The organism is Rhizobium leguminosarum (assembly GCF_002953715.1).
Lineage (GTDB): Bacteria > Pseudomonadota > Alphaproteobacteria > Rhizobiales > Rhizobiaceae > Rhizobium > Rhizobium leguminosarum_V.
In genome coordinates, this window is record NZ_CP025015.1 from 322,198 (window position 1) to 335,887 (window position 13,690).

The 13,690-nt window shown below is 56.6% G+C and carries 11 protein-coding genes and 1 pseudogene; 11 read left to right on the forward strand and 1 reads right to left on the reverse strand.

Translation table 11 applies throughout. The features are described 5' to 3' along the window. Nucleotides 1-154: 154 nt before the first annotated feature. The 6 genes from CUJ84_RS33820 to CUJ84_RS33845 all read left to right on the forward strand — a co-directional run bounded on the left by CUJ84_RS33820 (nt 155) and on the right by CUJ84_RS33845 (nt 5,952). The gene (locus CUJ84_RS33820; RefSeq protein WP_105009876.1) at nt 155-856 is read left to right on the forward strand and encodes a CoA transferase subunit A; all 702 of its coding nucleotides are present in this window, start codon (nt 155-157) and stop codon (nt 854-856) included. A 7-nt stretch (nt 857-863) separates the two neighbouring features. Next, nucleotides 864-1,496 carry a 3-oxoacid CoA-transferase subunit B gene (locus tag CUJ84_RS33825; RefSeq protein ID WP_105009877.1) on the forward strand — a complete coding sequence of 211 codons (633 nt, stop codon included), beginning with the start codon at nt 864-866 and terminating at the stop codon, nt 1,494-1,496. Further along, the gene (locus CUJ84_RS33830) at nt 1,497-2,780 is read left to right on the forward strand and encodes an ArgE/DapE family deacylase (RefSeq protein ID WP_105009878.1); all 1,284 of its coding nucleotides are present in this window, start codon (nt 1,497-1,499) and stop codon (nt 2,778-2,780) included. 4 nt (nt 2,781-2,784) lie between these two features. Further along, on the forward strand, nt 2,785-3,963 hold the full coding sequence (locus CUJ84_RS33835; protein ID WP_105009879.1) for a thiolase family protein: 1,179 nt from the start codon (nt 2,785-2,787) through the stop codon (nt 3,961-3,963). A gap of 49 nt (nt 3,964-4,012) precedes the next feature. Then, nucleotides 4,013-4,501: a GNAT family N-acetyltransferase gene (locus CUJ84_RS33840; protein ID WP_105009880.1), complete on the forward strand. Its 489-nt coding sequence runs from the start codon at nt 4,013-4,015 to the stop codon at nt 4,499-4,501. Nucleotides 4,502-4,644: 143 nt separating this feature from the next. Next, on the forward strand, nt 4,645-5,952 hold the full coding sequence (locus tag CUJ84_RS33845) for an aspartate aminotransferase family protein (protein ID WP_105009881.1): 1,308 nt from the start codon (nt 4,645-4,647) through the stop codon (nt 5,950-5,952). 653 nt (nt 5,953-6,605) lie between these two features. On the opposite strand, the pseudogene CUJ84_RS39460 reads toward CUJ84_RS33845, so the two are convergent. Next, nucleotides 6,606-6,715 (reverse strand): annotated as a pseudogene (locus CUJ84_RS39460) (transposase); the annotation flags it as partial. Nucleotides 6,716-6,905: 190 nt separating this feature from the next. Here CUJ84_RS39460 and CUJ84_RS33850 point away from each other — a divergent pair. The 5 genes from CUJ84_RS33850 to CUJ84_RS33870 all read left to right on the forward strand — a co-directional run bounded on the left by CUJ84_RS33850 (nt 6,906) and on the right by CUJ84_RS33870 (nt 13,682). Continuing rightward, the gene (locus CUJ84_RS33850) at nt 6,906-8,723 is read left to right on the forward strand and encodes a CocE/NonD family hydrolase (protein WP_105009882.1); all 1,818 of its coding nucleotides are present in this window, start codon (nt 6,906-6,908) and stop codon (nt 8,721-8,723) included. 428 nt (nt 8,724-9,151) lie between these two features. Then, nucleotides 9,152-10,255 (forward strand): ABC transporter substrate-binding protein, encoded by a 1,104-nt coding sequence (locus CUJ84_RS33855; RefSeq protein ID WP_105009883.1) that lies wholly within the window; start codon nt 9,152-9,154, stop codon nt 10,253-10,255. Nucleotides 10,256-10,409: 154 nt separating this feature from the next. Continuing rightward, entirely contained in the window at nt 10,410-11,504 is a 1,095-nt protein-coding gene (locus CUJ84_RS33860; protein ID WP_105009884.1) for an ABC transporter ATP-binding protein, read from the forward strand. Between the two features lie 17 nt (nt 11,505-11,521). Beyond that, nucleotides 11,522-13,294, forward strand: a complete 1,773-nt coding sequence (locus CUJ84_RS33865; protein WP_105009885.1) for an ABC transporter permease subunit — start codon at nt 11,522-11,524, stop codon at nt 13,292-13,294. 184 nt (nt 13,295-13,478) lie between these two features. Further along, the gene (locus CUJ84_RS33870) at nt 13,479-13,682 is read left to right on the forward strand and encodes an IS4/Tn5 family transposase DNA-binding protein (protein WP_348632690.1); all 204 of its coding nucleotides are present in this window, start codon (nt 13,479-13,481) and stop codon (nt 13,680-13,682) included. The last annotated feature ends 8 nt before the right edge of the window (nt 13,683-13,690 follow it).

Here is a 13,690-nt window from a genome sequence, read left to right on the forward strand (position 1 = left end):
CCAAGAGAGGCCTAATGGCAAAGAGCGCTTCAGCCGCCCTCTGGAGCAAATCCAGCGGTAGGGTGCGCCGTCTTCGGCAGACGGACATCGCTTGCCGCCGGGCAAAGTTAAATAAACGTGCCGGAGCGAGGACGCTCTCCGCTCATTAAGATGGATGTTTCTCGTGCCACTTCCCGATAAACGCAGTAAAATTGGCGAGGCGATCTCCCTCATTGGCGACGGTGCCTCGGTGATGCTCGGCGGCTTCGGTGTGCCTGGAACACCGTTCTGTCTGATCCGTGAGCTGGTCAGGCGGGGACCTCGCAATCTGACCGTGATCAAGAATGACGCCAATGAAGCCGGCATGGGCGTTGATTGGCTCCTTGAAAATGGCCAAGTGGCTAAATTGATCACCAGCCACATCGGTCTCAACCCGACGGCCATGCGGTTGATGAACGAGGGCACGATCGAGGTGCAGTTCGTCCCACAAGGGATTTTGGCCGAGCGCATCCGCGTGGCCGGAGCCGGAATGATGGGTTTCATCTCCGACATAGGTCTTGGTACAGCAATTGCGGAGGGCAAGCAGCGCGTCGAAATAGCCGGCAAGGCGGGCGTAGTAGAGCCCGCGCTGAGGGCAGACTTCGCGCTTGTCCACGCCAACAAGGCCGACGCTTTCGGTAACCTCACGTTTTCAGCCGCTGCCCGAAATTTCAATCCGCTGATGGCCATGGCAGCTGGTAGGACCATCGTCGAGGCCGAGGTAATCGTTCCATTCGGCGCGCTTGAGCCGGAGAATGTCCACCTGACCGGAGCCTTCGTCGACGCGGTGGTTGAACTCAATGAATTGCCGGAGGTCTACGGTGTCGTCAAACGCTAAAGAGCGAATGTTGAAGCGCGCCGCCGCCGATATTCGAGGCGGCATGACTGTAAACCTTGGCATTGGCCTGCCGACCGAGGTCCTGCAATATGTGTCGCCTGGCACCCCCGTCTGCCTGCATTCGGAAAACGGCATCGCGGGCGTTGGCCCAGTCTTGTCGCCAGAGGAGGCCGACCGCAACCTGATTGATGCGGGCGGCGCCTACGTCTCGATCATACCTGGCACTGCGTTTTTTGACAGTGCAGTAAGTTTCGCCATCGTCCGATCCGGGCGGCTAGACCTGAGCCTCCTCGGCGCCTTTCAGGTGGCGGTAAACGGCGATCTGGCGAACTGGAAGATACCCGGCAAATTCTCGCCAGGGATGGGGGGGGCGATAGAATTGGCGCAGAAAGCGCGTCGGGTGGGCGTTGTCATGATGCACACCGACAGCAAGGGCAATCCGAAGATCCTTAGCCAATGCAATTTGCCGCTCACGGCCGCGGGTCGCGTGAACCGGATCTACACCGACTTGGCGATCTTCGACGTCGCCGCCGATGGTTTGTACCTTCGCGAGATCGCTGCTGGTACCAGTATTGCCGCACTAGAGGCCGTCACCGGCACGGCCTTCCATGTTCCAAATCAAGATTTGCCGAGGTTTTAAATGGACAGGACGACTATCCTCCATGCCGTCGATTCGGTCTACGAGAGCGAACTGGAATTTTTAGCCGAACTGGTGCGCCATCCTTCGACCCGAGGCCAAGAACAATCGGCACAGGATTTTGTTGCCACAGATTTGTCTGATCGCGGCTTTGACGTCGATCGCTGGGAAATCGACGTGAATGACATATCAAACCTTCCCGGCTTCTCACCAGTCATAGGCAATTACGAGGATGCTGTGAACGTGGTGGGTAGTCTGCGTAGCCGAACCCGTAGCGGACGCAGCCTGATCCTCAACAGCCATATCGACGTCGTGCCCACCGGGCCACTAGATATGTGGAACCGCCCGCCCTTCGATCCTTACATCGATGGCGACTGGATGTACGGCCGCGGCGCGGGTGACATGAAAGCCGGATTGGCCTCGAATCTCTTTGCAATCGAGGCGTTGAAGCATCTCGGCCTGCGCCCTGCCGCCGACGTGTTCTTTCAGTCCGTTGTCGAGGAAGAATGTACTGGAAACGGTGCGCTCGCCTGCCTGCATCGTGGCTATCGCGCCGATGCAGCATTTATCCCGGAGCCGTTTGCCGAAAAGCTCGTGTCCTCACAAGTTGGTGTTATCTGGTTTCAAGTGCACCTGAGGGGTTTGCCGACCCATGTCGCCTATGCCGGTTCTGGCGCAAACGCTATCGAAGCGGCCATCCCGCTGTTTGAGGCGCTGCACCGGCTGGAGCGGCAGTTGAATGCAATGGAATGCCGCCATCATGACTATGTCGATCACAGCCATGCTCTCAACCTCAACATCGGCAAGATCGAGGGCGGGGACTGGGCCAGCTCCGTCCCTGCCTGGTGTGTTGTCGATGCGCGCATAGGGGTATTTCCGGGACATTCCCTCGAGGATGTGCGCCGAATGATCGAAGAGACCGTTTTCGATGCGGCCCGGAACCATCCCTCTTTGGCAAGAAGCCCACCAGAAATTTTTTATAACGGCTTCGCGGCCGAAGGCTATTCCTTCAAGGACGACAAGAGTGCAGCGGCGCACGCAGCGTTGGCCACGTTGGACCGAGCTCATAGTCATGTCGCTGGCAAGCCACTGGAACACGAGGCTATTACCGCCACGACGGATGCCCGTTTCTTCGGCCTCTACGCTGATATGCCCGCTCTGGTCTATGGCCCGCGGGCCGACGCAGTCCATGGCTTCAATGAGCGCGTCGATCTGGCCTCGGTCCGGCGCGTGACCCAAACGACCGCCTTATTTATTGCCGACTGGTGCGGACTGGAGAAAGTGTAAAACCATGCGCGACGCCGTCATCGTGTCCACCGCCCGTACTCCGATCGGCAAGGCCTATCGCGGCGCTTTCAACGCGACGCAAGGGCCAGTCTTGGCCGCCTATTCCATCCGCGCCGCCTTAACTCGAGCGGGACTGGAGGGCGGCGAGGTGCAGGATTTCACGCTCGGCTGCGCATTGACCCAGGGCACCAGCGGCATCAATGTTGCGCGGCACGCCATTTTTGCCGCAGGTCTTCCTGACGGTGTGCCCGCCGCTACAATCGACCGGCAATGTGCGTCCGGCCTGTCCGCCATCGCGACGGCCGCGAACCAAATCAGGTCCGGCGACAGTGAGGTAGTCTTGGCCGGTGGTATGGATAGTGTATCGCTGGTGCAGAACGATAATTGGAACGCCACCAATTATCGCATTCCGACGATTCGGGACGGATACTATATGCCAATGCTGGCAACGGCGGACCTTGTTGCGCGCAAGTATCACGTCAGCCGTGCGGCCCAGGATGAATATGCGCTAATCAGCCAGAAGCGCACCGCCGCCGCGCAGGAAGCGGGACGATTCGCCGATGAGGTGATTCCAGTCGAAGCTAAGCAGCTTCTGAAAAACGGGGAGACGGGCGAGGAAAATATCGCATCCGTGTACCTAGATCGCGATGAATGCAACCGGGCGGGCACAACTCTAGAGGGCTTGGCCGCGCTCCCAGCCGTTATCGGCGAGGGCTCGACGGTCACCGCTGGCAACTCCTCCCAGCTGTCCGACGGCGCCTCCGCCTGCGTCCTGATGTCCGCCCCCGAAGCGGCCTCGCGAAACATCACTCCGCTTGGTGTCTTCCGCGGCATGCTAACCATCGGCTGCGCTCCTGAGGAAATGGGAATCGGGCCAGCGCTCGCAATTCCGCCCCTGCTCAAGCGGCATGGCCTTTCGGTCGACGACATAGACCTCTTCGAGATCAACGAGGCTTTTGCAGCGCAGCTGGTCTACTGCCGCGACGAGCTTGGACTCGATCCGGCTAAGCTGAATGTCAACGGTGGCGCCATTTCGATCGGTCATCCTTATGGGATGAGCGGAGCACGCCTTGTTGGCCATGCGCTGCTGGAGGGGCGCAGGCGTGGCGCGCGATATGCCGTGGTGAGCATGTGCATTGGTTGGGGTATGGGGGCCGCGGCGCTGTTTGAGGTCGTTTCCTGACCGCTATAATGCCCACCGCAATTAACCGTCGGTGCAGAAAGGGTAGTTTATGTCCACTGTAGTGTCGTTTCGCATTGCCGAACTCAAAGACAGCGAGGAGATTCTGCGGGCGCTTCGTTCGCTCGCCAAGTCAATCGGCATCCCCAGACGGTTGAAAAGCACTAGGGAAGACATTGAAACCGCCGGCTTTGGACCTCGGCGCGAGTTTACTGTGATGTTGGCTGAGGCTAACGGTGGGATCGCGGGAATTTGTCTCTACTTCCCGATGTTTTCCACTTGGATGGGCAAGCCGGGCTTGTACATCCAGGACCTGTTCGTCCATGAAGAATGCCGCAGCGCCCGAATTGGTGAAAAGCTGCTGCGCTACGTCGCCTGGACCGCTCAAAACCAAGGCTACCACTACCTCCGCCTAACCGTCGATCATGGCAATCACGCGGGTGCTCGCTTCTATCTTCGGCATGGGTTCCAACCGGCGAAGGATGAGACGATGTACAGGCTCGATGGTGCGGCATTCGAAGAGTTTTGCAGTGGAAACTAAACGCCGCTGCGCGGCTACGTCAATTCTTTTGGCGTGCAATGTGCCGCCAAATTCTTCCGCCTGACGCGTTGTGCGGTATGCATTGAGTATACCGGACCTGCAATTGCGTTATCCAGCTTCGCAAATGTGAAATCGAAATCGTGATGCTCCAAAGCACCGCCCACCTAAATTCCTCCCTCGATGCCGCCCTGCTTGAAGCTCGGGAGCGATACACTGCGAAGCGTCCGAAGAGTGCGGCGCTACATAGCGAGGCGGCAAAAGTTCTCCCTGGCGGCAACACCCGGACCGTACTTGCCTACACGCCTTTTCCAACCGCTATGACACGGGGAGAGGGCTGCCTACTTTGGGACGTCGATGACAACATCTATCTGGACTTATGTGGGGAATACACCGCCGGCCTTTTTGGTCACAGCGATAGCCGCATCCAAGCGGCCCTACACGAGGCTATGGCGCGGGGATTGAGCCTGGCCGCAGTGGGGGAAGCCGAGCAGCGCTTTGCAAGAATCCTTTGCGGCCGCTTTCCGTCCATTGACATGATCCGTTTCACCAACAGTGGCACCGAGGCCAACGTGATCGCGCTCAGCGTCGCGCAAGTTGTTACGGGCTGCAGTCGCATCATTGCGTTTCGCGGCGGATATCATGGCAGCCTCCTGTACTACCCTGCCACCGGGTTCAACCCGATCAACGCGCCGTTTCCGGTGACGTTATGTGACTACAACGACATCGACGGCACCGTCGCGGCCATCCGCTCGGCAGCAGGCGAGCTTGCGGCGGTCATAGTGGAGCCTATGCTGGGTAGCGGGGGCTGCATCGCCGCCAATCCATTGTTTTTGACTGCCGTTGCCGACGCTACACGCGCTGCAGGTGCGATCCTGATCTTCGACGAGGTGATGACATCGCGGATGTCGGCAGGCGGGATGCAGGAACGTCTCGGTATCTTCCCTGACATGACCACGCTGGGAAAATATATCGGTGGCGGCATGAGCTTCGGCGCCTTCGGCGGGCGGTACGACATCATGGAGATCTTCGTCTCCAAGGTGCCTCATGCCGGCACCTTCAACAACAACGTAATGTCCATGGCGGCAGGCATCACTGCAATGGGAGAGGTTTTCAGCGCAGCAGCGGCCGCCGACCTGTTTGCGCTAGGGGAAGGCCTGCGCGAACAACTCAACGGGATTTGCGAAAAGGCCGGCGCAACGCTGCAGTTCCATGGCCTCGGCTCGCTCGCCACGGTCCATTTCCGTCGGGGTGGGATCGAACGCCCATATGCGAGCACCCCGAGGGAGGAAGCGCTAAAAGAGCTTTTCTTCTTCGACATGCTCGACGCGGGAATCTACCTAGCCCGCCGCGGCATGACGGCGCTGAGTTTGCCGACAACGAAACGCGACCTTGTGCAGTTCACAACTGCCGTCAGCGATTTCCTCGATGGACGGGCGCCGTTGCTGCGATAGATCGAGCCCGGAGGCAGGATGGTGCGAGATGTGCAGGAGCACACGATCAGTCACGCGCCAACGCGCATGTGCTACGGAGAAGGAAGGCCTATCGGTGCGTTGCGTATGCCTCGACCGCGTTTGGCACCAGATGCGACAAGCTTCCCGGCGGCGAGCCTCATCGCAAAATCGCAATCACGATGACTGGATGCGCTCATCTCCGACCAGCAGCAGGCTGGGCTCGGCATTGTCGGCTCGAAGAACGAAGCCCACCGATTAAGATGGTGATAACATTCGATCGCTCATACTAGCAGCGAGACTGATGATTTCCGCAATACGCTTGGCAGGCCCGCGGGATCAAATCAGAGTTTGAAGATCGCGGACACTCGCGAAGCGGCCGCCACAGCTTCATCGGCTGGCTCTCAGTTACTACGATCACTCCGACCGGGCGGGTGACCTTGCCTACAAGCTTTGTTCAGTTGAGTTCAATCCAGTGGTTTTTGGTTGGTGTTTTTGGCGTGGTAGCGGCGGGTTGCGGTCTCGAGCTATCTCGGCTGCGCGCCGCCGCATTCCGTCGCGAGTTAATGGACTGAGCAACTTTGTCAGGTCTCATCCACCGGAGATCCGAGTGGGCCGGTGATCGTTTGTAGTCGCTGCGCCACCTTGAAGCCGCTGCGACAAAGCTCAGAGACCGGCGCACCTGCCTCGTGCTCCTCAAGATGCCGACGATCTGTTCGTCCGTGAAACGGTTGCGCTTACCCGGCGGTCTCTGGGGTCTCGACAAAACGCCGGCTGATCGGTCCGAGCGCGAGCGTTACAACTTCCGACCCGGTGACATTTTCGGGGCAGGTGGAACGGGTCGTCAGAATAATGATACAATTGCATTAAATACTCCAGCGTAGAACACATGTTGCAGACTCGGTCCAATTGGGGTAATCACGGAATATGCAGCCACATGCCCGCTAGGAGGAACAATGATCGTGTCGAATCGTCCACCAACGGAGACCAGTGTGCTTTCATCGGCAAAGATTGCCCATGCGCAAGAAACACACGGGCCAATCTTTGGCTTGAATCTGCGCGGCGAAACCACGCGGCTGCACGAGGTGGGTTCACTGAAATCGGTGTATGTGCCTGCGCGCGACGGCGTGCGGCTAGCGCTGGACGTCACCCGTCCGGTGGGTGATCTCGACAATACGAAGCGCGATACAATTCTGGTGATGACGTGTTACTGGCGCGGCAAGAATGGCGAGCCATCCAACAAATATGCCGACCTATTTGTGCCGCATGGCTACGCCGTAGTCGTTGGAGATGTTCGTGGCACCGGGGCTTCGTTCGGCGAATGGCCAGGCCATCGCACTCACGATGAGATCTTGGACTTCAGCGACGTTTTGGACTGGATCGCTGCTCAACCATGGTCCACTGGGAACGTGGTCGGCTATGGCCTTTCCTACACGGCTAACTCCGCAACCTGGATGGCGTCGTTAGGAAATCCAGCGCTGAAAGGGGTTGTGACGCGTTTTGTTGATTACAGTATCTATGAAGATATTGATTTCCCAGGCGGAGTCCGCAATGTCACCCAGCTTCAGTGGGACAGCCAACTCAAAAACCTGAACCACAATGTGTTTTCCAAGAATACTGGCGAAAGCCAGCCTTCCCAAGGCATTCGTCCAGTTGGGGGGGAGGCGGAACTAGCAGCAGCATTGCATGACCACGAGAGAGTGCCCTCTCGCCCACCTCTGCAGCAGAGCATGGACAAGGACGAGTATTTTGGCCTGGACTCCTCCGGGTTTGACTGGTCACCACAGACGGCGGCAGACCGCATATCTCGCTCTGGTGTCCCAATTCAAAACTGGGGAGGTTGGTTCGATTCTGTATCGGCGGAAGGATCTATTCGCCAATTCCTGTTGCAGTCAAATCCGATGGCCGTAATCATCGGCCCGTGGAACCACGGTGCCAGCGTCGCCACTGACCCACTCCGTCCCGCCGGGGAAGAAATCGTTCCCTCCCTCGCGGCCCAGGAGGCAAGCTGGATCCGCTTCGCCGACGCCTGCTTCGCTGGCGAAGCGGTCGGCGAACAAGGAAAGATCCTGCACTACTATACGCTCGGGGAGAGCGCTTGGAAATCAACCCGCTCCTGGCCGATCCCAGCGACACGTCAACGTTTGTACATGGCAAGTGGCTCCCTTCTGAGCCCATCGGTCGACAAGACTGGCTTCGACACGCTGCAGGTGGATCCCGAACTGGGGGATGTAATCTCAAACCGGTGGGAAACCAACGGTGGCGCTTTGGAATCGATGGATCAGGTCGAATATGGCGATCGGCGAGAGTTCGATGCGGTGCGCCTCGCTTATACGAGTGAGCCCCTGACGCGGGAGCTTGAAGTTACCGGGCATCCCGTTATCCAATTGGACGTCACCTCGACACGAGAGGATGGCGCCTTCTTTGTCTATCTTGAGGCCGTTAGGCCGGACGGGGTATCCTGCTATCTCACCGAGGGAAACCTGCGAGCTCGGCATCGCAAGGTATGGACCGACTCACCACTCAGCATGCTGGGACCGCAGCACAGCTATTTGAAGAAAGATGCCAAGCCGCTCACCCCTGGTGAGTCCGCAATCCTGACGTTCACCTTGCAGCCGATTTCAGCTCTCGTTCCAACCGGTTACCGTCTCAGAGTGGTTCTGGCCGGCAGCGTCAAGGGTACATTCGCCAACGTTCCCGATGATGGTCCGCCGCCGTTCCTCACGTTTCACCATGCCGACTGTTACATCGACCTTCCGATTATTGATCGGTGAGTGGCCAACCGAAGCTCTCTATTTGGCGGTCGACGTATTCGTGCGGTTATCGAGCGTCCCACATCCTTTCCAGGCATTCGGCGAACCGTATTCTGTCGAGGGCAGGTCGAGATCCTGCAAGTGCCTCCGAGTAATACGCTTGGATCATATCTGTCTATGTCAAACATTTGTTGCAAATAGTGCCGTATTGCGCTACTCGTTGGAAGAGGCGCCCCACAGGGCGCCTCTTTGGGAGAACCTGGACCGGGGCACCGATGGTGATTGGAAGGACCCGGTGCGTCACAACGCAGCAGTCGGTCGGTGCAAAGCAGACGCAGGCGCCCTGCTTCCCCTTTGACCATTGGCGTGAATTGTTCGTGGTTTCCCAACTGCATTGAGTAATTGGAAGCCCTTCTCAACGAGGAGGGTATAATAGAGGGAGAACGAAAATGAGCATTCTGATTAATCGCAGGCACTTTATGCAGGCGACGTCGTCCGTGATCGCGGTAGGTGCGTTATCCTCCGCGAGCGGTCGTGCAAGGGCAGAGTCCGCAGGCGAACTAAAAGTCAATATGAGCGGAGGCAATTGGGGCGATGCTGTAATGGAGGCTTATGTAAAGCCTTTTCAGGCCGAGACCGGTATTAAGGTGACGCCTGTGAAGGCGGACTTCTCATCGACGCAGATCGCGATGATGGTGGACACCAAAAACGTTTCGGCCGACATCGTCAACCTCGGCCAAACGAATGTGGATCCGCTTACCGCAAAGGGCTACCTCGAACAGATCGACTATTCGATCTGGAAGAAGGATGAACTCGAAGCGACACCAGACTACGCCAAACAACCGAATGGCTTCGCCTCCTACGTCTATTCATTGAATATGGCGTGGAACACGAAGAAGTTCCCAGCTGAAAAGCCCCGACCAACCAAGTGGGCTGAGTTCTGGGATGTCGAGAAATTCCCTGGCACCCGCTCGTTAAATTCCGGCGAGGGTGGAGGCGGACCTTGGGAGGAAGCCCTTCTAGCCGATGGTGTTCCCATGGATCAGCTTTATCCATTGGATATTGATCGTATCTTCGCTAGCTTGGATAAGATTAAGCCACACGTTCGCAAATGGTGGACGAGTGGCTCCGAGGTCTTGCAGATAATGCGGGACAACATCGCAGACGTCGTTGAATCCTACGATGGTCGGATACTTTCACTTATTGATGAAGGTGGGCCGATTGAGATCAATCGAAATCAGGCTAAGCTCACGACGGATTATTGGTGCATACCCAAGGGTAGCCCCAATGGGCAGAATGCCCAAAAATTTATCGAGTTAGTTGGCCGCGCCGACCGGCAGGCAGAATTTGCCGGTTTGATTGGGCAGGGTCCAACAAACAGGAATGCCTACAAAACGATACCGGACAATGTTGCACGAAAGCTTGCTTCGCATCCCGACTACGCGGCTTCCAGCTTCCCTCTGAACGCCAAGTGGTACGCTGAGGTCGGATCGGATGGCAAGTCGAATAAAGAGCGGCTTTCTCAACGTTGGAACCAGTGGATTCTCCAGTAATCATTCGCCCCACTAATAAAGCACCGGTGGCGCTCATCTAGTCGCTTGGTTTTTCGTCCCGAGAAACTGGATAGCGTCGCCTTGTCCGACGGGTAGGCCCTTTCGGGATTGTACGTGTTGCTACGACCGCACCTGTCCTGCTGGAGTATCGTCAATGAACTTGGATCTTAAAAATTACCTTCCTGTCAAGGATCGAGCATTGGAAAAGAGCCTAGCTCCCGCACAGATTGAATTCTGCAACGTCACCAAAATGTACGGACCTATTGCCGCCGTTAAAGACATGTCTCTTTCCGTCTCCCGCGGTGAGTTCTTGACAATTCTCGGTCCGAGTGGCTCCGGAAAAACGACAGCATTGATGCTGCTCGCAGGATTCACGGCCCCAAGCCGAGGCGACATTCTAATTGCCGGAAAATCCGTCTCAGACGTGCCTTCATACCGTCGCGACCAAGGGATCGTGTTCCAGAGTTACGCTCTTTTCCCGCACCTCACTGTGCGCCGCAACTTGGAATTTCCGCTTGAAATGCGTGGAATAAAGGCTGCCGAGAGAGCAGCGCGTGTCGACCGAATGCTAGCACGCGTTCACCTCGATGATTTCGGCGGCCGCCTACCATCGCAGTTAAGTGGAGGTCAGCAACAGCGCGTGGCCCTCGCTCGCGCCTTGATTGCCGATCCACCTGTCTTGCTGCTGGACGAACCGCTCGGTGCGCTCGATCGCAACCTACGTGAGCAGATGCAAGTTGAAATCAAGGACCTGCACAAGGAATTTGGAAAAACTACCATTTGTGTTACCCACGATCAGGAGGAAGCCCTCACCTTGTCGGACCGCATCGTGGTCATGCGCGCCGGCGAAATCGTCCAAATCGATACTCCGGAAGCCCTCTACGACCATCCGAAAACGCGCTTCGTCGCTAACTTTTTGGGTGAGGCCAATTTTCTCGAGAATACTGCGTTTAAACTCGAATCCGATGTCGCGCCGTCTTCCGGAATGGTTGCGATGCTGCGACCTGAGCGCATTAACGTCAACTCGCGTTTGTCGGCAAGACGCGAGGATGCGGACTCAAGACAATCTGTTTCCGGGACCGTCGAAGATATGATCTATGCGGGCCCGTTGAGGAAATACCGCGTGCGCGTGGGGAACACGGTGCTGATCGCACGCGAACATGTTGCCTCGGGACAGGAGGTCTTCCGTTCCGGTGATGAGGTTCGCCTCGAGTGGCTTCGGTCCGATATTCGGTTTATCGCTGCCTAGCGGAGAGGACGGCATTGATGAAAACGATTCAAAAAATAGGCTCTATGCCAATCCTGCTTACGGTGCCAGCCTTCGGCGTCCTATTTGCGGTATTTGGCATACCCATGATCCTCCTATTCCTAACAAGCCTAAATGCGCCCGCGCTTTCTCTCGTCAATTATGTGGGATTTTTCGAACAACGATCGTACATCTTTATTCTGTTGCAGACCCTCAAAATAAGCGCAGTAGCCACGGCCATCTGTTTGATTATCGGCTACCCCACGGCCTATTTAATAGCAGTTTCGGGCCGGGCGCGACCCATCCTCATGGTGCTCGTCTTCTTGCCTTGGCTAACCAGCGCCCTGGTTCGCACATATGCATGGACGGTTGTTCTCGGAGACAATGGCCTAATCAACGGCCTGTTGCTCAATGTTGGTCTTATCGACAGTCCGCTGCCACTTATTTACAATCGTTTTGCCGTCTACGTCGGTATGGTGCACATCATGCTGCCGATGATGATCTTACCGTTGATTAGCGTCATGGTGAGCATCGACAACTCGTTGATGGCGGCGGCTCGCAGCTTGGGCGCCAAGCCCTTCACCGCCTTCTTGCGCGTGTTCTTTCCACTCAGCATCCCGGGCATTCGAAGCGGATGCATACTAGTCTTTGTCGTTTGTCTCGGTTTCTACGTCACGCCGCAAGCTCTTGGCGGTTTGGGCGATACGATGCTATCAACCCTCATCAACTCACAGCTCACGACCTCTTTAGATCTAGCGCCTATCGCTGCTGCATCCTTCATATTACTTGCGATGGCGGTGGTGGTTCTCTTAACTGTGGGCGTCAACTTCGCGGGTGCGCACGGACCAACAGGATCAACAGAGCAGAAGCATCGGACTAACTGGCTGCCGTCATTTAGCAAGGCAATCGGTTATCTTAACGAGTTTGCCATACCGTATCGAGCACGGCGCTGGGCGGCAAAGCTCTATCAGGCTCAACGGGATACCTATTGGTCGAACATCATCGGAGTGGTTTTCCTTGCCCTCGTAATCATCTATCTGCTAGCGCCGGGTCTGATCGTCATCATAATCTCATTTAATGCGGGGGAGTTTCTTGAGTTTCCGCCTAAAGAAGTTTCTCTCCGGTGGTATTATTCGTTCTTTTCCGACCCTTCTTGGATCGGTGCTTTGTGGAACAGCTTTCAATTCGGTGTGATAGTCAGCATCGCATCGACCGTCATTGGCACAATGGCAGCCTTTGGGCTCAGCCGCTGCACCCCCAGCCTGCGTTCGAGCCTGACAATGGTCATCCTGACGCCGATCACCATTCCAGTTATCGTCGTCGGCGTGGCCGTCTATCTCGGGCTAGCAAAACTTGGATTTATTGGAACACGTACCGGCGTTATTTTGGGTCATACCATTGGTGCAATCGGTTATGTCGTCGTGATTGTCCTGGCAACCCTCGCTGGCTTTGACCGAAGGTTAGCCCAGGCAGCGATGAGCATGCGTGCCGGACCCACGCGGACCTTCATGCGAGTGACGCTACCCTTGATTCGCTCTGGCATAATTGGTGGTGCCTTGTTCGCGTTCCTTGCTTCCTTCGACGAGGTTATCATAACTTCTTTTGTCGGCGGCTATGCAATTCCGACGTTGCCTTTGAAGATGTTGGAAAATCTGAAGCAGCAGGTTGATCCAACGATCGCTGCCGTGGGATCTTTGTTGACGCTTCTGCCCATTGTCTGGCTAGTTGTTCTCTATTTTACCCTCTGGCGAGCACGGGGTACCTTGCGAAAGCCTGCTACGAACGCGACTTGAGGGTCTCGGGGTCAAAGTTAGCTTAAATGGTAAGCGCCCGGTGAGGCTTGCAATTACCCATAAGTAGCTGACTCGTTTACGAAAAGGTTTCGCTGAAATCTTGAATCGAAAGAATCACTTGTGATTCTGTGTCGAGCACCTGATTCTCTTAAGGTGGTGCTTTATGTCGGTTCGAGACGATGTGATGGCTGATAATGACGGCCATTGGAGCAAGCAGGAAATAGACGCGGGGTCTTTCAAGGATGCTCGCCTTGGCCGACGCTGCACAGAACTTTTACGACAGCTTGGAGAGCATATGGGCGGCTCCATTCCTTTCGCCTGCCAGGACTGGGCCAACACAAAAGCCGCTTATCGGTTTTTCTCCAACCCGAATGTTGAGGAAGGGTAACCGCCCGA